The sequence below is a fragment of the Leptospira yasudae genome (genome assembly GCF_003545925.1).
GTDB lineage: Bacteria > Spirochaetota > Leptospiria > Leptospirales > Leptospiraceae > Leptospira > Leptospira yasudae.
In genome coordinates this window covers 121,383-140,813 of sequence record NZ_QHCU01000008.1, presented here as the reverse complement: position 1 = coordinate 140,813, position 19,431 = coordinate 121,383, and the positions used below count along the sequence as shown (strand labels likewise).

The following is a 19,431-nucleotide window of genomic DNA, read 5'->3' as shown; positions in this document are numbered from 1 at the left end:
CTTGCGGCTTCGATGGCTGCGTTCAAGGCGAGGAGATTCGTTTTTTCGGAAATCTCGGTGATGATGGAAAGGATTTCTGTGATTCGGGAAGCGCTGTCTCCGATCGCAGCCATTGCGCTTGTAGAAGCGACCATCGCATTCTCCCCCGTAACCCCTTGCTCTTTGGATTGAGCCGCGAGCCCGACGAGATCCTGCATTTCACGATTGATGTTCACGATTTGTTCTTTGAGACGTACGACGTTTCCGTCGATCTCTTTCATGCTGGAAACTGCTTTCTCCATCGACTTACCGACGTTTTGTGCGGAGGCTGCGAGTTCTTCGACCGCCGCCGAAGATTCTTCCGCAGCGGAAGCTTGCGTTTGTGCGACATCGGAAAAGCTCCTCGATGAATCCGCCATCTTTTGAGAAGTCCCTTTGAGTCTGGAGGCGGAGGCGCCGATCTCACGAACGACTTTGAGAAGATTTTCCCGCATCGTGTTCATAGAACCGAGTAATGTGCCGATCTCGTCCTGTTTGTCGTGATCGCTTTTTGCAACAAGATTTCCTTTGGCGATTTCTTCCGAAAATCCGATGGCCTTCAACAGACCGGACGTAATCAATTTTTGGAATATGAAATTCAAACTCAAAAGAACGACGATCAATATGACTAACGTGGACACGAAACTTCTAAATAGAATTCCCGCGATGTCGTCCCGATAAATCGAATTCGGAATGCTGACCTGCATCACCCAGAATCTTTTTTCTTTTCCGATATGAAACGGAAAAAGATAATGCGTAAAACCCTCCGCGTCCGCAGTGAATTTTTTTCCTTCCTGGCTGAGTTTGAGATACGTTTCCATGTGTTCTTGAGGAATCGGCTTACCGACCAAGGATTTATCGAGACCGTTGACCGCATAAATTCCTTTAGGCGAGATGAGCGCGACATATCCTTGATCGCGGAACGGTTTCGTATTTCCGATGAGTCTTTGTAATTCCTCCAATTTGTAATCGATACCCGCCATTCCGTAATAACGGTTTTCCACGCTGATCGGAACCGTGAGGGAGATCATGAGAATGCTGACCTTGCCTTCGACTTCGTAATAATACGGATCGGTCACGAACGGAGCGTTGAGCTTTTTCGGAATCTGATACCAGTCGCCTTCCGGACCGGTGCTATCGTAAAACTTGCAGGGTTCAAGAACGATGTCGTCGTTCGTTTTTCCTCTGTGAAGATACGGAACGAATCTTCCCGTGGAATCGTGTCCGACCGCGTTGACGAACTGAGCGTCCTTTCCGTCGTATGCGTTCGGTTCGTACGCGACGCTCGCACCGTATAAATTATCATTTCGCTTTAATATCTCCCGGAGGGAGGTGATTACTTCGTTTCTGCCCGGCGAGGCGAACATAAGAGGGAAGCGGAAACCTCGGATCAAAGCCATCGTCGTATCCAAATGATCTTTTACTTCGAACGTCCAGCGTTCCGCCGTCACCTCCGAACTGTTGATGACTTCTTTTTTGAGATTCTGGTACGCGCTATATGAGTTGATCCCCGCGAGAATGCTGAAACCGATAAATAAAACGATGGAAAGATACAGAGAAATACGAAACCGAATGCTCATTGTATAAACTCCGAGAGCGTTACTAAAGAAATGGGAAAAGATGATTAAAAGACGATGGGACGAATCGTTCGAGCAAAATATTCCTAACTTATAAAAAATTCATTCGTTTTTATGTAGAGTAAAAAGTTCAAGCCTCTATGTCGCATTAATGTCGTTTCTTCCCGGAACGAAAACTAAGACGTATCTTGCGGAGGCAGAAATTTGGAAATCAAATTTTCAAAACTGCTGAAAAGTCAGAAATTAGGGGAGAATAAAAAGCGGCACTTACCGATCGTTTCGCGATATTCACTTGTCCGTTTCGAATTCTTTGATAGGTTAGAAGTGAATGAAAGCTGTGCTAGAATTGGTTCGATTTTAGAGCGAAAGGTTTATCGCGGTTTTCTACTTTTCACAAAGATAGATTTTTCGAGTTTCCTTCCGAAAATTTTTGGAGGTTTTAAACCATGTCGCTTTCTGCGCGTGCATTCCTTTTGCGGATCAACGGCGTGATGCTCATGATCGCGTCTCTTGGCGGTTTTATCATCCTGGACATTCTCGGGATTTTTTTCGGAAAAGGCCCCGCCCGTTCTATGTTGGAAGGTCAGGAATTTATCGGGATCGGAGCGTTCGAGGCGCACGGACTCGCTTTCATACTCGGGGTTCTTCTTTTCCGCGCCGGAAGGGAACCGAAACGGTATTGGCATATCACCGCCGTCGCGATTCATAGTCTATTAGGAACCGCTAATATTCTGATGTGGGGAATTTTTATCGCAGTCGATAGTCTTCCCATGGGTTACGGCACGACAGTGATGCACTGGGTTTTCGTTTTTCTTCAGCTGCTTGCCGTATTTCAATCTCCGAAAGAGGATTGATCTTGATGCGTGCGTTTTCTTTTCAAATCGCGGGAGGATTCTCCGCTTAAAAAGAAAACGCGGCACCTTCGGGAAGAAATAGTAAGGATTAAGAATATTCTAGATTTCTACAATAAAAAAGACCGGTTCCGTTTCGGAAGCCCGGTCTTTTGCGTTTCGGCGAGAATTCAGTAAACGTCTCCCTAACTCAGCGTCTCGTTCCCTATGGGTCACTCGACGGATCGGGTTGTTTATGCCGAGAGGCCGAATACGTCGTGAATTTTGTTGATCGCTACTTTCGCCTGATCTTCCGGAATCACGCAGGAAATCTTGATCTCGGAAGTGGAAATCATTTCGATGTTGATTCCGTTGTCCGCGAGCGCTTTGAACATTCCCGCTGCAACTCCCACGTGCGATTTCATTCCGACCCCGACCGCGGAAACGATCGCGATACTTTCGTTGATTTCCGGTTCTTTCGCGTTGTGAGACTTTGAAAATCCCTGAAGGATCGGCTTCGCTTCGAGAACGTCCTTTTTCGGAATCGTAAAGGAGATCGTATTGATTCCGTTATGCGGAGAAGACTGGACGATCATGTCCACGAGAATGTGTTTGGAACTCAGTTCTCCGAAAAGCCCCGCGGCTAATCCCGGTTTGTCGGGAACCCCCGCGATTGTGATTCTTGCTTGATCGCTTTTTGCGGTGACTCCGCTGACTTTTAATTTTTCCATAATCTTGTCCTCGCTTACTACGAGCGTTCCTTGGTTTTCGTTGAAGCTGGAGCGAACGTGAATGACCACGTCGTAATTCATTCCCAACTCCACGCTTCTGGAATGGAGAACTCCCGCACCCAAGCTCGCCAATTCGAGCATCTCTTCGTAAGTGATCTGCGTATGTTTTTTTGCGTTCGGAACGACTCTCGGATCGGCCGTATAAACTCCGTCCACGTCCGTATAAATTTCACATTCTTTCGCGCCTAAAACCGCTGCGACCGCGACCGCGGAAGTGTCGGAACCGCCTCTTCCCAGAGTGGTGATGTTTTCGTCCGCGTCGATTCCTTGGAATCCCGCGATGATGACGACCTTACCTTCTTTGAATGCGTTATCGATTTTGGATCGATCGATTTCTTTGATCTTTGCGTTCGAGAAATTTCCGTCCGTCAGAAGTTTGATTTGAGAGCCCGTAAACGAAGTTGCCGGAACTCCGATTTCCCAGAGAGCCATGGCGAGGAGCGCTGTGGAAATCTGCTCGCCCGTCGAGAGGAGCATGTCCATTTCCCGTTTGGGAGGGTTTGCGGAAATTTTACTCGCGAGATCCACGAGTTCATCCGTGGTATGTCCCATCGCGGATACGACAACGGCGACTTGCTGGCCTTTGTCGTGATAGGATTTGATTCTTCTTGCAACGTTCTGGATTCTTTCCGGGGTCCCCACGGAAGTTCCGCCGTATTTTTGAACGATGATATTTGCCATAACCTTAACAGTCATGATTTTCTTTCAAGGCGGGGGATCAAGAGAATTCGATTTTGATTCTTCGATTTTGGAAAGAGGGTTTCGTTCTTAGGAAAGGCTTTAAAACTGACGAAAGAAGAAACTATGTTCAGCATCGTCGATTGGTCCATCCTTTTCATCTATCTTATCTTTGCGTTCGGCGCGGGAGTTCTGCTTTCTCCCAAAGCTGGTAAAAGTCTCGTTTCGTATTTCGTAGCCGATCGGAAACTTCCATGGTGGTGGCTCGGAACGTCGATGGTTGCGACAACGTTTGCGGCGGATACTCCGCTCGTGATCACCGGGTTCGTTGCCGCGGACGGGATTTCGGCCAACTGGTTTTGGTGGAGTTGGGCGATCGGTTATATGGCGATGACCGTTTTTTTTGCGGGTAAATGGAGAAGGATGGAAGTTCTCACGGACGTCGAGTTCGTCGAGCTCCGCTACGGCGGAAAACCCGCGACGATTCTTCGGATGGTCAAGGCGTTCTACCTAAGTATATTAGTAAATTCGATTGTACTCGGATGGGTGTTTAAGGCGATGTCAAAGATCACCGGTCCGTTTTTGGATTGGAAGGATCTTCTCGGTGCGGACGGATTTGCGATCGTTCAAAGTTTATGGCCTTCCTTTTTAATATTCGATTCTTTGAATAATACGATTACCGTTCTCATTTTATTTTTGGTCGTGATCGTTTACAGCAGTATGGGAGGAATCCAAGGCGTGATCCTGACCGATCTCGTTCAGTTCGCTTTGGGAATGAGCGGCGCGATTTTGTTCGCCGTGTATGCGGTTTCGAGTCAGGGAGGAATTTCCGGACTTCTCACGAAAATGGAAGAAGTCTATCCTGATAGACACGAATCGATTCTGAGCTTCTGGCCCGACTTTCAGGACGCCTCTCTTCCATTTACGGTTTTTCTAATCTTCGTTTCCGTTCAGTGGTGGGCTCAGTATTATTCGGACGGTTCCGGTTATTTGGCGCAGAGAATCCACACCGCGAAAAATCCGAAAGAAGCGGAAAAGGGTTCTCTTTGGTTCAACGTCGCGAACTTTATCGTTCGAACCTGGCCTTGGGTGTTAACCGCGCTCGTCACGTTAGTCGTCTTTCCTTTACACGATCCGACTAGATATTTTTCCGAAGGACAAATCGTCGGCGGGGACCGCGAGATGGGTTATCCGATTTTGATGAAGCTCATTTTGCCGAGCGGAGTTTTGGGAATCGTGTTCGCCAGTTTGATGGCTGCCTTTATGTCGACGGCCGACACGCATATCAACTGGGGTGCGAGTTATCTGGTAAACGATTTTTATCTGAGATTCATTCACCCGACTGCGAGCGATAAAACTTTGGTGAGAGTCAGTCGAATCGCGGTCGTGCTGATGTCCGTCATTGCGATTTTGGTCGCGACTCAAATCCAATCGATCGCGAGCGCGTGGAAATTTTTGTTGGCTTTCGCTTCCGGTATGGGTTTGCCTCAAATTTTAAGATGGGTTTGGTGGAGAACCAACGCTTGGACGGAACTTTCCGGAATGATCACGGCACTCGTTTTATCCATGATTTTGTATCCTATGTTTCCCGAGGTTCGATCGGAATATCTTTTGTTCTGGGTTGCGATCGGTTCGGTGATCGTTTCGATCACGGTGACTCTTTTGACTCCTCCGGTTCCGCAGGCAACGTTAGACGCCTTCGTCCAGAGGGTCAATCCGTTCGGATTTTGGAAGGGCGGCGAAAGCAAAGAAAGGCTCGAGGATTTTCAAAGAAGAATCATGCTTTGGTTTTTGGGAACCGTCGCTTTGTTTTTCGGAATGTTCTCTTTAGGATATTTCTTTCTGCTGCAGTTTTGGCAGGGAGCTTGTTGTCTGATCGGTTTTGCGGTTTTCGGCGCGGTCTATTGGAAAAAAGAATTCAACAAGAATCAAACGGAATAATCAAAACAGATTGGAATCAATCAAGATCGTGCGGCGGTTGCCGATCGTGATGTTTATTTTTTAGAATATTCAGAAAATATAAAGCAGATTTATACTCCGGCTTCGACCGTTCGTTTTGATGATGCGTCGAGTTCTGCGCTTCTTTTGAAGGACGGCTCCGGCTTTTTGCGGATATAAATCGTTTTGTCGACTTTTGCAACGAGTTCTCCGTTTGCTTCCAAGATCGGAATCTCGACTTTAAAGTGAATCTTTTTCTTTTGATCGCAGGTTTCTTGGATTCCGATTAGATCCTCGGGAAGAATTTTGAATTCCGCAAAGACGTCCTTAGAAGTGGCTTTGAGATATTGGATTCCACCCTGGATATCCCAGAGAATATAATTCTCCCCCAAGTTTTCCTTCAACATCAAAAGTGGAATCGGATCCACGAACGCATACAAAGAACCGCCAAAGTGAGTGCCCATCAATCCTTTCGTCTTCCGATTGAGCGGCAGTTTTACTTTCATCTCTCTCATGTCGTCCGTCATTTGCAGAATTCTGCCTCCGCAACGCCAGTAAACGGGCCAACGTAAAAAGATCTTGAGCTGGTAGAGGAGCACTTTCCAAAAATGAAAGAATTTGGTTTGGCGGTTCATATAAAGTTTTATATAAAACTATTAATAGTTAGATGTCAAACTAAAATCGGAATTCTTTTTTGTGAATGGAGAAAACGGATTTTTTCCTCTTCCGGGAATAGACGAAATCGCGCTGAAGAACGCGTTTTTGGGCAAGAATTATGGATTGAAAAACAAATCGAATTCTATTTTTTGAAGAATCCGGGATAGTAATGGAAGAATTCTCACGATTCTTGAAAAAAAGGAAATGTCTTTTCAAAGGCGATGTTTCGTCCGAATTCGTCCGTTCCGGCTTTTCCATTCTTCCTTGTTTCCAGCGAAACCAGTTTCGTGTTTTCCTTTGCATATCGATCGTATTCTTGTCCGGTCCTTTGTTCGCGCAGAAGCCCGTTCAAGCGGAAATCGTCGTCACGGACGAAACGGGGAACAACGCGGTCTCAAACACTCCGATCGTATTTCAAGAAATCGGAAAGTATCTCATCACAAACGGAGAAGGTTCGGTCAAGGTTACGTTTCCCGCGCCGGGAACATACAACCTGAGAATCATGACCTCCGAAAAGGTGTTTAAAAAGACAGTTACGATCGAACACGACGGTCAAAAGAAATTTCTTTTTATCCGCAAGCCCGTTGCGGGAGAAATCAACGTCTACGGAGACCGCGATCTCGAATCTCTTTCGCGTTATACTCTGCAACAGGAAGAGATTAGAAGATTGCCGGGAGCGCAGAACGACGCGCTCAAGGCGATTCAAACGTTACCCGGAATTGCGGCCGTTCCTCCGATCGGACTTTCGTCTTCTTCGTTTAACAATTTGGTGAACAGCGTGGGAAATTCGAATCCGTATTCGAACAGCGAGCGGGGGTTTTTGGTCATGCGCGGCGGAGGAACCCTGGCGAACGGTTATTATCTAGACGGGTTTCCGATGTCGTATCCGTATCACCTCGGAGATCAATCTTCGGTTCTGAACAACAATCTCATCAAGTCGTTTAACATTTATTCGGGCGCGTTTCCGGTTCAGTTCGGTTTTGCGACGGGCGGTATCATCGATATTCGAACGCCCGACGTAGTGGCGAAAACGTTCTCGATCGTAAACTTGAACACGTTTCTTTCGGACGTTTATCATCAGAACAAGATTTCCGAAAACATCTACGCGATCGTTTCCGCGAGAAAGTCGTATCCGAACGTCGCTTTACTGAAATTATATCCGGACGGAATTCCTCCCGACGCGAAGTACGCCGACTACGAAGACTATCAAGCCAAGTTCAATTGGAAACCGGGCGCGAATCATACGTTCAACGTGTTGTTGTTCGGCGCGAAGGATAAACAGAAATATACGAAGGCTCAGGACGACTTTGAAAACAGCAAAAAAGAATTCTTAGGAATCTCCACATTGCAGGAAGCCGCTTCCGGAAGACCTCCCGTCGGTTTGCAGAGATTGTTTCGAACCAGCGGGTTTCGTTATACGTACAACAATAAATCCTGGTTTGAAAGTTCGTTCTCCATTTCGAACAATCACTTTCGGGAAAACTTCGAAGTGGACTTCAAAAATCCTCTCACCGCGGAACAGATCTTCGGTCTTCAGAACGTTACGACTCAGAATATCAACTTCGTAGAAAATAACACGAGAATCAATCTGATCGAAAGGTATCTAACGTTTCGTTTCGGCGGGCAGCTTCGCGAGAAAACGATTCAGCTTCAAGGAGAAGATATCAAATCCTCGAACGCAACCTTTCTCGATTTCTTCAACAGTCTTTTGGATTCCAATCGTCAGTTCCGCGCTTTGATCGAAGGGGATCGCATTCACACGAGAGAAATCGCGGGTTTTGCCGAACTCGAATTCAAACTCGGAGGATTCAGCATTCTTCCCGGTTATCGACACGACTACTACGATAAAGTTCACGAAAAACGGGACGCGTTTCGAGGAAGAGCGGAATACGAAATTCTCAAGACGGGAACGAAATTCTTAGCAGGAACCGGTGAGCACTTCAACGCGCCTTTGCAGATCGAACAGTTTTCTTCGAGATCGGGAAATCCGAATCTAAAGATGGAACATTCGATTCATTCTTCTGTCGGGATCGAACAAAGGGTGACCGGCGATTATATCATTAAGGTAGAAGGGTTTCACAATCAGTATTCGAATCTGGTCACTCCCGATACGTATGTTCAAGATCCGTATCATCCGAACAACGAAAAAAGGGATATCGTCAATCATCCGGACGACGTTCAAAAAAATCCGTTTCTCGTGCGAAACATGAACTATTCGAATTCAAGAGACGGTTATTCGAGAGGGGTGGAACTTTTTTTCAAAGCGAATCACAATTCTGCGCGTAGATTTTTCGGATGGATTTCTTATACGAATTCCGTATCCAAGCGGAACAACCACCAGCCTCAACTTACGGAAGACGAGGAAAAACAAAGAACCCGAGACAACCGAAATCGAAGACTTCAATACCAGCTGCACGAAGGCGGAAATTATCTCAACTACTACGACGACGGAAAGTTCGAACTCGTCGTGGACAACGACAAACTGCAGTTATACGATTACGATCGGACTCACATTCTCAACATCGTATTGGCTTGGAAGTTCGGTCAGAGCTGGCAAGTGGGCGGTAAATACACGTATCTTACGAACGTTCCGATCACTCCGATCGTGGGTTCATCCAAGGCGTCCGCGATCGCTTCTACCGGAATCAATCTCTACAATCCAACGTATTCCGAATATTATAATTCCGGAAGATGGCCCGACTTTCATCAGCTTGATATCCGCATCGATCGTTTTATGAATTATCAATGGGGTTACGTGAACACATACATCGAGTTCATCAACTTCTTCGGTAATAGAAATCAGATCAGTCAGACGTTTAATAATTTCGGTCCTTATTCAAGGGACGCGGTTACCAATCCGTTGACGGGAATCACGACGCCGAGTAATCCGAATCCGGTGTATAACGCCAATTACATCGAATCGACTGCGATCGGTGGAAAAGTGAAGTATTATCCTCTGATCAGCATCGGGATGCAGATTAAGTTCTAGGATTTTCCGATCGGGGAGAATTCTCCCGCTGAAAAGGATGGACAGAATGCCTTTTTTTTGATTTCTGGAAAGTATCATTTAAAACGTCATTAAAGCGATTCATAGGGGATAGCAATCATGTCCGGACATTCGAAATGGGCTACGATCAAACGTAAGAAAGACGCGATCGATTCCAAACGCGGAGCCATTTTTACAAGAGTGGGAAAAGAAATCACGGTAGCCGCAAAGATGGGTGGAGGAGATCCGGAAGGAAATCCGAGGCTCAGACTTGCGATACTGAAAGCCAAGTCAGTGAACATGCCCAAAGACAATATAGAAAGGGCGGTTAAAAAAGGAACGGGGGATTTGGAAGGAGTCACTTACGAAGAGTGTCTCTATGAATGTTTCGGACCGGGTGGAATCGCGATCATGGTGTCCGCGGTCACCGATAAGAAATCCAGAACGACTCCGGAAATCAAAAGCATCCTTACGAAACTCGGAGGTTCTCTTGCAACTTCCGGTTCCGTAAGCCGACTTTTTGAAAGAAAGGGTGTGATCGTGCTCGAATCCGCTCAAATCGGAGAAGACGAACTGGTCGATCTCGCGGTCGGAGCCGGAGCGGAAGACGTAATCAACGAAGGGGAAGTGTTCCGAGTGATCACGACTCCGGACGATTACGAGGCCGTATTGCACGCGTTAAACGAGAAGGGACTGAAAGCGGAGGAATCGGAAATCCGTTATATCGCTTTGGTCAGCTCCGAAATCGCGGACAAAGAGGTCGCCGAGAAAGTGATGAAGTTGATCGATCAGTTGGACGGCCACGACGACGTGACTTCCGTGACATCCAACTTCGAGTTGGCCGCTTCGCTCGAAAAAGAATTTGAGTGACTTCTTGAAATTCCTCGCATCCGATCTCTCTTCCGCAAAGAAGGGAGATTCGGATTCTTCCTTACTATCTTTTTTTCATTCAATCGGGAACGTTTAACTTGAGAATCATCGGAATCGACCCGGGTTCGCATAGAGCCGGTTATGCGGTGCTGGAAAAGAACGGTTCCAAGATTCAAATCCTCACATACGGGACCGTTGAAGTTCCTTCCGGAACACCCAGTCCGGATAATCTTCTTCTTTTGAGAAGCGGTTTGTCCGAAGTGTTGGAGGAATTCCAGCCATCTCTCGCATCCGTCGAAGAAATGTTTTTTGCGAAGAATAAGAAGACCGCTTCGCGTGTGTTCGAATCGAGAGGCGTTCTTTTAGTTACATTAGCGGAAAAGAATATTCCAATTTTAGAACCTACCGTTTCTCAGATCAAAAAGGGAACGACCGGAAGCGGAACCGCCGATAAAAAACAGATTCGCCAAGCGTTAAAGTTGCTCCTCAACATTGAGTTGCTGAAAGGACATGATGATTCTTGGGACGCGGTTGCCGCGGCTTATGTCGGACTTTCTATGAGTGCGAGTCCTTTGCTTGGCGTGCGTTTTAAGGTTTAAAACGGGAGAGGGTCGCAGCGACCCGAAAGGTGTCGTAGCTCCGACAACCTTCCGTAAAACTTGCGGACCCCACCCTTGTTTTGGGTGGTGGGGAGAGGCGGCGGGAAAGCTCGATAAATTTCACGTAACAGAAAAACAAATTTCCGTAAACCTAAAAAATCGAACCTACTTTGTCGTACCTCCGACAATCAGGATCGCACTTTCCCCTTGCTTCACTCCACCTCGCTTCCTTCGAAGGGAAGTTTTGTAGTTTGAATGTCCAAAAGAGGACCGAGTTCGTAGATATTCGTATAACCGTATGCCTTCAAAGAAACGAAGGTTGAAAGATTCAAGGAGGCGGCCGGAGCCTTTGCGGCAAACGCCTGCGGACTTCCCATAAAGTTATTATTGCAGTATATTAGAATTTTTGAATCTAATTTCGGAATCACTTGAGCCAAGGATTCTTTGGTGAACTCCGTAAAAGGCAGACTGATCGCACCGCGGATATGTCTGAGTTTGTAGCGGGACTCGCTGCGGGCGTCCAAAAGGATCACGTCCTCCTTTTCGATCATGCGAAGAAATTCTTCCTCCGTGAGGCGTTTGGCTTCTCTTTCTTCCGAAGAGGAATTTACCGTGTTTTGAAACATTTTGTAGTCGATAAGACGGTTCGGAATTTTGTTTTTTGTTTTAATAATCGTTTTCTCCTTTGCGATTAGAGTTCCGCTCACCGAGAAGCTGAGTAGAAGGATAAAAAGAATTCTCATAAAAGTTTCTCCTGAATAGAACTGACTGAAATTTTCGAGCCAAAACTTCGGATGTCAATTCGCTTTTGAAGTTTTCAGACGCGGTCGATTCAAAACATTGGTAAGTCGGAATCGGTTTAAAAGAAGAGTTATGGGCAAGAACAGAATCGAAGGCGCTGTCCAATCAAAAGACTGGAAATTGAAATACGTCGCAGATGGGGAAGGACCGGATGTTTTCGTGATCGGAAGCGCTCTCTATTACGATCGAAGTTTTTCCCAAAATATCCGTAACTCTTGCCGTATGATTTTTGCGGATCATCGAGGATATGCGGAAGGGCCCGCGTCTACGGACAAAAAAGATTTTTCCTTGAACGTCATTTTGGAAGATATCGAACTCGTCCGAAAGAAGCTCGGGTTGGAGCAAATCGTTTTGGTCGGACATTCCGGTCACGGGTATATGGCTCTTGAATACGCGAAAAAATATCCCGAGAAAGTTTCTCATCTGATTCTGCTTTGTATGACGCCGGATCTTTCCCAAAAAAGTCACGAGCTCATTGAATCGTATTTTCAGGAGAACGCGACAGCCGAACGAAAGGAATACTTTGCGGAACGAATGTCCGAATTGGGAGAAGCGATCTCCAAAGATCCGCAAAATGCATTCAAATTATTTAATGTGTATGCGGGCGCGAGAAGCTGGTACGATTTTAAATACGATTCTTCCTGGCTTTGGGAGGACATTCCGGTAAACACTGCTGTCTTCGATCACGTATGGGGAGAAGTATTCCGCGATATAGATATCAAACCCGCGGTTCGGTCGCTCAAAATTCCGGTTTATCTGGGTCTCGGAAGATACGATTATCTCATGCCTCCCGCCTCCACTTGGGATTCGGTTCTCCCGCTTTTTCAGGATTTAAAGGTTCAATATTTCGAGAAGAGCGGACATACGCCTCCGTTGGAAGAACCGGAAAATTTCGATCGCGAAATTCTTTCCTGGCTGAAGGAAAAGAAGGCGATCTGAGTTTGCGGTTTGAATCGATTTTTTTGATTCTTTCGAGATCAGATTATCCAAAAAAAATATTCGTTTTTCCTAATGATTGGATCCGAGATTTGCCAAAAACCAATCCTCTTGCGAAGAGCGCAGTCTTTGTTCCATTGCGGTTTTCTTTTCGATCTTTTCCTGAATTCTTCGGATCGAAGCGGTGATCATCGAATGTTCGATCGCTTCTTTGTTGACGCCTAAACTTTGCATCAGCTTTGCGATGTTCTCTCCGCCGAATTTTAAGAATATCGGTTCGTCCAAGGAGGAGAATACGGTCGCTTCTTTCAGTTGCAATTTTAGAAAAACCTGTTGTTCCGTTTTTCGAAGCGGATAGTGTTCTACAAAGATCGGATGTTTTTCCAAAAGATCCGTGGTTTCCAATTCCCATGCGCATAATAGCCGAGAGGAACCTTTTTCCAATTCGAGAGTCTCTTGAAATCCGCGGAAGGTTTCATCGAACCAAGCGACAAAAACGGTTTCCGGCCGCCTCTTCAAAGTTCGTTTACATTTTTCTAATTTAGTTTCTTCTGATAGAAAGATCGAGTCCTTGATCGGTACGGAAGGGGATCGGCGTTTCAAAAAATCGAACATTGTTTTCCATTCTCCCTTAAAAAACGGAAATCCGATAATATCGAAGTCGAACCGCGACTAAAATCGCTTCCGATTAAGAATTCATCTGATGTAAAATCTGAAGTCCGCGCAAGGTCAAAAGAGGATCGATCTGATCGAAGATTCCAGGATGAGCGGCGTCGATTACGGTGACAAGACCGCCCGTTCCGATCACTCTATACTCCTGACCTTTTTCTTTTTTGATCTCGCGTATGATTCCTTCCAACAAACCGATCCAACCGAAAAAGAATCCGGATTGAATCGACTCGATCGTAGAATCTCCTAAGATCTTATCGGGTGATTGAAATACGATCGGAGGAAGCTGCGAAGTATTTCTTGTGAGAGCGTCCATCGAAACTTTCAATCCGGGAGCGATCACTCCGCCGAGATATTCGGGTTTGTCGTCGACGACGCAGAACGTAGTCGCGGTTCCCAAATCGATGATGATGGATTTACCGGGAGAATCGACCACGCAAGCCGCCGCGTTTACAAGACGATCGGCGCCGATTTCATAAGGTCTCGGATAAGAGATCGAAAACGGAAGTTTCATCTGATAATGAACCCGAACCGCTTCGATTTTAAACCAATCATGGAACATTCTTTCCAAGATCGGGTTGAGAGTAGGCACCACGCTGGAATAAATTCCGCCCGTGATCGCTTCGTTTTCGATTTTAAATTCGCGCAGAAACCCGCGGAAGAATAATCCGAGTTCGTCGGACGTTCGGTCTTTGCGGGTTACGGTTCGTTTGTGAAAGAGGGGAGTGGTCTTTCCGTTTTCAAAAATTCCGAAGACCGTGTTCGTATTGCCTACGTCGACTACTAAGAGCATTTTAGTTTAGAGAATGGAAGTCCTCCGGACTGTCAATGAAATCCAGCCTGGTTCCGGAAGGAGTTTTCAGGATTAACGAACCGTTTTCGCCCAATCCTTCGAGAATCCCGGTTTGTAAACTGCCGTTTTCGGTATAACTAACGGATTGTCCCTTCCACAAAAGGAGTTCGTTTAACAAAATGAGTTCTTTTTTTCTTCCTTCGGAATCCTTCCAAAGAAGGATCGCTTCGTTTAAAAACGGAATCAGCTTTTCCAAGATCTCGCTTTTTTTACCGGCGCGATCCGGGTTCGTGTTTAAGAAGCCGGCATCGCTAAGATGGGAAGGAATCGTTTCGTTTTTGCCGAACAGATTCACTCCGATTCCTACGATCAAAGTTACGGAAGAACCTTCGACCTCGGACTCTATTAGAATTCCTGCAACCTTTTTACTGCCTCGGTATAAATCGTTCGGCCATTTGATTTTGATTTCTCGAGTGAGTTCAGGGTAAACGGAAAGAATCGCTTTGCAGAGCGCGGTGCCGATAAAAAGTGAAAGCCCTGGGCCTCCGTCGAAATTCTCCAGACCGATTTTTCCGGAAAAGATCAGGGATTCTTCACCGAAGACTTCCCACTTGCGGTCTTTTCTTCCTCGTCCTGCGGTTTGTTCTTCGGCGACGATCCAGGTTCCGGGCGGGAACTCCTTGCTTTTGATCACCGAGTTGGTCGAGGTTACGGAATCTAAGAAGATTCCTTTTTCCGGTTGGAGCAATATGTTTTGCATGGCCAATACGATCCCTATGTCGTGGGATTACGCAAGTAGAAAAAGGGCCGACATGCCAACGTTCATTCCGAAAGGAAGAATCCCGATGTCGAGATTGAAGCGTTTTATTCTCGGAATCTATGACCTACTGACAGTTTGGTGGAAAAGGAAGAGCGTTGTGGTATGAGTTCCCACGGTTTTCACGGCGCATCCATTGGATTGGACATTTCTTTCGGCGCGTAAGAATGGATCGAAGTGCAAGAGAAGCATTCTATTTTGATTAATTTTTCGGCAGTTTATAAATATTTATTGTTTCATTATATTTTAGTTTGACTCCTTTTTTGTTATTGGAATTTATTTGCGTATGAAATCAATCGCAAAGTCGCATCTAACGTATTTATCTATAATCCTTGTTATACTGTCCTTTTTGATGGTCCAGTGTAAACCTCCTGAGAATGCAAATAATGATACCATTCTTGCTGCGATCGCTTTGGTAGTCGCTCAGACGGCTGCAAATCCGAGCTCATCAAGCGGTGGAAGCGGCAATTTAAGAGTCTTTGTTACAGCGAGTTCTTATAATGGAAATCTCGGTGGGATCAATGGTGCGGACGCAAAGTGCGCGAGCGACGCGAATAAGCCTTCAACGGGAACGTATAAAGCGTTTATTACGGGAGATTCGGGTGCAAACGGGCGCAGATACGCTTGTATCAACGACGGCGCTGTCTGTCCAAGTAATCCTACTACCGGCTCTAAAAATTGGATCTTACAGGCTAGCAAAGATTACTATCGAGCCGATCAAACGACGAAAGTGTTTACAACGGATGCAAACGGCTTGATAACCTCGATCACAAATCCGGTACAAGCGGCTGCGGATGCTTTCTGGTCAGGCTTTGTTGCAAATTCAACAACCGATTGGTCTATCGCAAATGCGTGTATTACTGGTGGAATGGCATGGACGGATACATCCGGCGTTAATAATGGAAATACCGGTCTTGCGAGTTCCGCCGCTTTTGCACAATTAAAGGCTGACAGTATTCCGAATTGCAGCGGAACCAAAAAACTGCTCTGCGTAGAGCAATAATTCTTTCACTGCAAAAAAGGATTACAAAATTCTAAACTGATTATGAGTTTGTTCTTCGATTTTTTCGAGGAACATTCGGTTCGAGGGCGCTACTCTTTATTTTTAGCAACGGATCGAAGCACGGATACGATCGATTCGAAATCGATCGGAAGGATAAGAAAACTGCGATATTACAGTGCTTCAATCTTCTTCTCTCCGTTAAAGTAAAAAAGCCCTGAATTGCTCGGGGCTTTTTTATTCTCCCTTCTTCCTTGGAAAGAAGAAGGGAGGTTTTTCTTGAAATCGTGAGAACGCTTTTTTAAGCCGCGTTCCCGGTCGACCGTATTTTAGAAAAATCTAAAGTTCGGATCAACCTTTGTATCTTTCGATCAACATGGATCCTGCGATACCACCGTGCGCACAAGCTGTGATCACTACTTTGTTAGCGGAAGAATCCTCTTTCAAGTCCATGATCGCGTTTGCGATCAAACGGATTCCGGTCGCGCCGAAAGGGTGACCGATCGCGATGGAACCGCCGTTCGGGTTGATTTTCTTTGCGTCGAAAGATTTTTCCCAATCCCAGCCGGTATCCATTTTGATTTGCTCGAGAGCTCCAACCGCGGTCGCAGCGAACGCTTCGTGGATTTCAACGTAGTCAACGTCTTGGATTTTCACTCCGACATCCGCAAGAAGTGCTTCGGTTGCCGCAGCTTGTCCGATTCCCATGTTGTTCGGGTGAACTCCTTTCATGTGCCATCCGGTTACGACCGCTTCGATGGTAAGACCGAGTTCTTTCGCTTTTTCAACGGTAGTAACGATCACACCAGCGGCTCCATCGGAACGAGGGCTTGCGTTGAAGATGGAAACCGTAGGTCCGTGGGATTTTTTAAGATCCTTCGCGTATTTGGTTTTGAATTCTTCGAACTTCATTCCCGGGTTGTCGAACATAAGCATCGCGCGTCCCATACGGGTAGGGTTTTCCACCAAACCTTCACGGAGACCGACCGCTTCGTCGATAGCAAGTTCGTTGCCGTCTTCGTCTTTCATCGGAATGATGTAAGGAGCGTATTTTCCTGCTTTAGAAGCTTCTAATGCTCTTTTGAAGGATTCGAAAGCGAGCTTATCTTGGATCTCGCGGGAAAGGCCGTAGTTCTGTGCGACGATCTCGGCAGTTACCTGCATACCGTAAGAAGTCTCTCCGTCTCCGAGTCCGTCTTCCAGAGTATCTCTCAACTCGACGCCTTCAGGAAGGTTGTCAGGAAGAAGTTTTTTGAGTTTATCGAGAGATCCCGCTTTTTTGTTCAAACGAGCGTTTTTGACGATAAAAGGCATGGAGGTTTGAGATTCTTCTCCGATTGCGAGGAACAATTCTCCTTCTCCGAGAACGATTCTACGAGCCGCTTCCGCAACCGCTTCCATACCGGAAACGCAGTTGTTCGCAACGGTGATACAAGCGATTTCGTCTCTCATTCCGACGAGGTTCGCGATCACTCTTGCGGAGTTAGGCGCGTTGCTGAATCCTTCTCCAACAACCACTCCGTCGATTTGGGACGGTTTCAATTTGCTTTTAGCGAGAATATCTTCTGCGACTATTTTCCCCAGGTGATGTCCAGGGTATGGTCCCAGAGCTTTCGCGATCTGAGCAAAAGGAGTTCTTCTTGGCGTACAAAGCGCCAATGGTTTCGTTAATTTCATTTTCTTTCTCCAGACTTCAAATTCTTAATAAATCCTATATTCACTTTTGAGAATATTCAAAATTCTCAACGTAGTCGCCTACGAGTCTTTGAAACTCTTCGGGAGCCTTTTTCGGACGGGACTTGGTGAGTGAAACCACCAATTGTTCGTCCTGAACCGCAAAGTATCTCAGACCGGTTTCCGCATCCGTAACTTCATGCCTCATATAGCTCCGGATTTTTTCAAAAGAATGAATCCATGTGCTGACCTTGATTCTTCTTCCCGCCGGTACGGGATGAAAGAATTTAAAAACGCCGCCCATAAAGAACATCGTGGTATCCATTTCCACGAAACGATCGAGGGTTAAACCGGTTTCGGTCGAAAAAAACCAACGCGAATCCTCTACGATTCTCCAGAGATACGCCGGATTGTATTCGCCGAAAATGTTTCTCTCGCTGTAGAGAGTGATCAATTCGGTGTCCACGGTTTTGCAGGTTCCCCGAAAATCGGGAATTTCCTGAAACTGGTCGAAGCCGGTCATATCCGTTTTTTCCAAAGGAAGAAGGTCGATCGGACTTCCTCCCTTTTCCGAAAACGTAAGCGTTTTGATCTCAGCCGCGGTGATACCCGCTTCCGATAAAACTTTCTGATCCCAAAAAATCTTACCGTCTTTCAAAGGGAAAGCCTTCGTTTCCGTTCTCAAATTGGCTCCTTCCATCTGTTGTGCAAGGAATCGAATCTGAGACTCCAAAGGATGGATTGCTATCCCTTGAGACAGAATCTCCCTGAGGGAAAAACCGTTCTTTTCCAAAGTCCGAAATCTGCCTTCGAGGCAGAAATTCTCGTAAGTCCTGCTGGTCACGTGTCTTTGCGTGTCCAGATCGGATACCCGAGTCACGAGTTGAAGTTCATCCGCGATCATATCGGCCCTCCGTACTACTGAGGAGATTCTGGCCCTATTTCGCGACCCGTAGGGAGCGAAATGGAGCGAAACTGCATTCCCCTACGCGTGCCTTTGGGGAGATTCTTGTCCTAGTTTAGACCGAGCTAAAATAAGATCAAACAAAAAAATACAGAACGTTCGTTCTGTTTTTTCATTTCATTCTTTCAAAGTCATTGACAGAAGATTTTTCGGGTAGGATAATGAACTTGTAGGAATCAGGAAAAACGGCGTTCGATCATGAAAACTCAACCGCGTAAAAAGAAAGAATCGGGAATCGGCGTTCGGGAAAGAATTTTAGACACGGCGACTTCTCTTTTTTACAAACAGGGATTTTCCAATACCGGAATGAGACAGATCATTCAGGAATCCAATTCCGTCGCGGCCAGTCTCTACGATCATTATCCTTCTAAAAAAGAATTGGGTCTTGCGTATCTCGCGCGTCAGGAAGAGAAAACTCTCAGCGATCTTCAAGGTTTGATGGATCGTTATCCCGACCTCGGAGAATTCTTACGCGCCTGGGTGATTCTCAAGGAAAAACAAATCCGTCACGGCGAATTTGTAGGTTGTCCGTTTGCCGGATTTGCGAGTCAGGTTATGGATTCCGATCCGGAATACACCGAATTCCTAAAAGACATCGTAAACAAATGGACGCGCATGATCGGGGATTATCTGCAAAAGGCGATCGGTTCCGGCCAACTCAAAAGAAACATGGACATTCAATATGTTGCGAGAAGAATTCTCATGGCTTATCACGGTTCCGTAACGATGTGGAGAATGACCCATGAACTTCGGTTTATTCGGGAAATGGAAGATTCCCTCCGCGAAATCACGGAAGAATATCGAATTCTTTAAAAACCTGTTTCAAAAGAAAC

The 19,431-nt window shown here is 46.2% G+C and carries 17 protein-coding genes; 8 read left to right on the top strand and 9 right to left on the bottom strand.

Going from position 1 to position 19,431, the window contains the following annotated elements; all coding sequences use genetic code 11:
• A partial coding sequence (locus DLM76_RS19920) for a methyl-accepting chemotaxis protein (RefSeq protein ID WP_147455810.1) occupies window positions 1-1,598 on the bottom strand: 1,598 nt, incomplete at its 3' end.
• Between the two features lie 443 nt (window positions 1,599-2,041).
• Between DLM76_RS19920 and DLM76_RS19915 the strand changes: the two genes are divergently transcribed.
• A complete protein-coding gene (locus DLM76_RS19915; protein ID WP_118957573.1) occupies window positions 2,042-2,449 on the top strand; it encodes a hypothetical protein in 408 nt (135 codons plus the stop codon).
• A gap of 230 nt (window positions 2,450-2,679) precedes the next feature.
• Here the strand turns inward: DLM76_RS19915 and DLM76_RS19910 are convergent, their stop codons facing one another.
• Window positions 2,680-3,897, bottom strand: coding sequence for an aspartate kinase (locus DLM76_RS19910; RefSeq protein ID WP_118957572.1), 1,218 nt, complete (start codon window positions 3,895-3,897; stop codon window positions 2,680-2,682).
• Between the two features lie 123 nt (window positions 3,898-4,020).
• On the opposite strand from DLM76_RS19910, the gene DLM76_RS19905 reads away from it, so the two are divergent.
• Window positions 4,021-5,835: a sodium:solute symporter family protein gene (locus DLM76_RS19905; protein WP_118966319.1), complete on the top strand. Its 1,815-nt coding sequence runs from the start codon at window positions 4,021-4,023 to the stop codon at window positions 5,833-5,835.
• A gap of 89 nt (window positions 5,836-5,924) precedes the next feature.
• On the opposite strand, the gene DLM76_RS19900 is transcribed toward DLM76_RS19905, so the two are convergent.
• Window positions 5,925-6,467, bottom strand: coding sequence for a PaaI family thioesterase (locus DLM76_RS19900; protein ID WP_118966318.1), 543 nt, complete (start codon window positions 6,465-6,467; stop codon window positions 5,925-5,927).
• Window positions 6,468-6,805: 338 nt separating this feature from the next.
• Here DLM76_RS19900 and DLM76_RS19895 point away from each other — a divergent pair, with 338 nt between their 5' ends.
• The 3 genes from DLM76_RS19895 (at window position 6,806) to DLM76_RS19885 (ending at window position 10,944) form a co-directional block, all read left to right on the top strand.
• On the top strand, window positions 6,806-9,478 hold the full coding sequence (locus DLM76_RS19895) for a TonB-dependent receptor plug domain-containing protein (protein ID WP_346725447.1): 2,673 nt from the start codon (window positions 6,806-6,808) through the stop codon (window positions 9,476-9,478).
• Window positions 9,479-9,595: 117 nt separating this feature from the next.
• Entirely contained in the window at window positions 9,596-10,345 is a 750-nt protein-coding gene (locus DLM76_RS19890; protein ID WP_118957566.1) for a YebC/PmpR family DNA-binding transcriptional regulator, read from the top strand.
• Between the two features lie 98 nt (window positions 10,346-10,443).
• The gene (locus DLM76_RS19885) at window positions 10,444-10,944 is read left to right on the top strand and encodes a crossover junction endodeoxyribonuclease RuvC (RefSeq protein ID WP_167450805.1); all 501 of its coding nucleotides are present in this window, start codon (window positions 10,444-10,446) and stop codon (window positions 10,942-10,944) included.
• A 212-nt stretch (window positions 10,945-11,156) separates the two neighbouring features.
• Here the strand turns inward: DLM76_RS19885 and DLM76_RS19880 are convergent, their stop codons facing one another.
• Window positions 11,157-11,687, bottom strand: coding sequence for a rhodanese-like domain-containing protein (locus DLM76_RS19880; RefSeq protein WP_118966316.1), 531 nt, complete (start codon window positions 11,685-11,687; stop codon window positions 11,157-11,159).
• Between the two features lie 130 nt (window positions 11,688-11,817).
• On the opposite strand from DLM76_RS19880, the gene DLM76_RS19875 reads away from it, so the two are divergent.
• The gene (locus DLM76_RS19875; RefSeq protein WP_118966315.1) at window positions 11,818-12,684 is read left to right on the top strand and encodes an alpha/beta fold hydrolase; all 867 of its coding nucleotides are present in this window, start codon (window positions 11,818-11,820) and stop codon (window positions 12,682-12,684) included.
• A 69-nt stretch (window positions 12,685-12,753) separates the two neighbouring features.
• Here the strand turns inward: DLM76_RS19875 and DLM76_RS19870 are convergent, their stop codons facing one another.
• The 3 genes from DLM76_RS19870 to DLM76_RS19860 form a co-directional block, all read right to left on the bottom strand.
• A complete protein-coding gene (locus tag DLM76_RS19870) occupies window positions 12,754-13,296 on the bottom strand; it encodes a hypothetical protein (RefSeq protein WP_118966314.1) in 543 nt (180 codons plus the stop codon).
• 73 nt (window positions 13,297-13,369) lie between these two features.
• Window positions 13,370-14,143, bottom strand: a complete 774-nt coding sequence (locus tag DLM76_RS19865; protein ID WP_118957561.1) for a type III pantothenate kinase — start codon at window positions 14,141-14,143, stop codon at window positions 13,370-13,372.
• Between the two features lies 1 nt (window position 14,144).
• Window positions 14,145-14,903: a biotin--[acetyl-CoA-carboxylase] ligase gene (locus DLM76_RS19860; RefSeq protein ID WP_118957560.1), complete on the bottom strand. Its 759-nt coding sequence runs from the start codon at window positions 14,901-14,903 to the stop codon at window positions 14,145-14,147.
• 343 nt (window positions 14,904-15,246) lie between these two features.
• Here DLM76_RS19860 and DLM76_RS19855 point away from each other — a divergent pair, with 343 nt between their 5' ends.
• On the top strand, window positions 15,247-15,963 hold the full coding sequence (locus DLM76_RS19855) for a DUF1554 domain-containing protein (protein ID WP_118966313.1): 717 nt from the start codon (window positions 15,247-15,249) through the stop codon (window positions 15,961-15,963).
• A gap of 348 nt (window positions 15,964-16,311) precedes the next feature.
• Here DLM76_RS19855 and DLM76_RS19850 read toward each other — a convergent pair whose 3' ends face one another.
• Both DLM76_RS19850 and DLM76_RS19845 read right to left on the bottom strand, forming a co-directional pair.
• Entirely contained in the window at window positions 16,312-17,637 is a 1,326-nt protein-coding gene (locus DLM76_RS19850) for a thiolase family protein (RefSeq protein WP_118957557.1), read from the bottom strand.
• Between the two features lie 40 nt (window positions 17,638-17,677).
• The gene (locus tag DLM76_RS19845) at window positions 17,678-18,538 is read right to left on the bottom strand and encodes an acyl-CoA thioesterase (protein WP_118966312.1); all 861 of its coding nucleotides are present in this window, start codon (window positions 18,536-18,538) and stop codon (window positions 17,678-17,680) included.
• Between the two features lie 258 nt (window positions 18,539-18,796).
• Here DLM76_RS19845 and DLM76_RS19840 point away from each other — a divergent pair, with 258 nt between their 5' ends.
• Window positions 18,797-19,411 (top strand): TetR/AcrR family transcriptional regulator, encoded by a 615-nt coding sequence (locus DLM76_RS19840; RefSeq protein ID WP_118957555.1) that lies wholly within the window; start codon window positions 18,797-18,799, stop codon window positions 19,409-19,411.
• Window positions 19,412-19,431 lie beyond the last annotated feature (20 nt).

Excerpts from the sequence above, each read along its gene's own strand:
- DLM76_RS19875 (WP_118966315.1), top strand. The coding sequence starts at position 11,818 with ATGGGCAAGAACAGAATCGAAGGCGCTGTCCAATCAAAAGACTGGAAA.
- DLM76_RS19865 (WP_118957561.1), bottom strand. The coding sequence starts at position 14,143 with ATGCTCTTAGTAGTCGACGTAGGCAATACGAACACGGTCTTCGGAATT.
- DLM76_RS19910 (WP_118957572.1), bottom strand. The coding sequence starts at position 3,897 with ATGGCAAATATCATCGTTCAAAAATACGGCGGAACTTCCGTGGGGACC.
- DLM76_RS19915 (WP_118957573.1), top strand. The coding sequence starts at position 2,042 with ATGTCGCTTTCTGCGCGTGCATTCCTTTTGCGGATCAACGGCGTGATG.
- DLM76_RS19840 (WP_118957555.1), top strand. The coding sequence starts at position 18,797 with ATGAAAACTCAACCGCGTAAAAAGAAAGAATCGGGAATCGGCGTTCGG.
- DLM76_RS19870 (WP_118966314.1), bottom strand. The coding sequence starts at position 13,296 with ATGTTCGATTTTTTGAAACGCCGATCCCCTTCCGTACCGATCAAGGAC.
- DLM76_RS19880 (WP_118966316.1), bottom strand. The coding sequence starts at position 11,687 with ATGAGAATTCTTTTTATCCTTCTACTCAGCTTCTCGGTGAGCGGAACT.
- DLM76_RS19860 (WP_118957560.1), bottom strand. The coding sequence starts at position 14,903 with ATGCAAAACATATTGCTCCAACCGGAAAAAGGAATCTTCTTAGATTCC.
- DLM76_RS19845 (WP_118966312.1), bottom strand. The coding sequence starts at position 18,538 with ATGATCGCGGATGAACTTCAACTCGTGACTCGGGTATCCGATCTGGAC.
- DLM76_RS19905 (WP_118966319.1), top strand. The coding sequence starts at position 4,021 with ATGTTCAGCATCGTCGATTGGTCCATCCTTTTCATCTATCTTATCTTT.
- DLM76_RS19850 (WP_118957557.1), bottom strand. The coding sequence starts at position 17,637 with ATGAAATTAACGAAACCATTGGCGCTTTGTACGCCAAGAAGAACTCCT.
- DLM76_RS19855 (WP_118966313.1), top strand. The coding sequence starts at position 15,247 with ATGAAATCAATCGCAAAGTCGCATCTAACGTATTTATCTATAATCCTT.
- DLM76_RS19900 (WP_118966318.1), bottom strand. The coding sequence starts at position 6,467 with ATGAACCGCCAAACCAAATTCTTTCATTTTTGGAAAGTGCTCCTCTAC.
- DLM76_RS19890 (WP_118957566.1), top strand. The coding sequence starts at position 9,596 with ATGTCCGGACATTCGAAATGGGCTACGATCAAACGTAAGAAAGACGCG.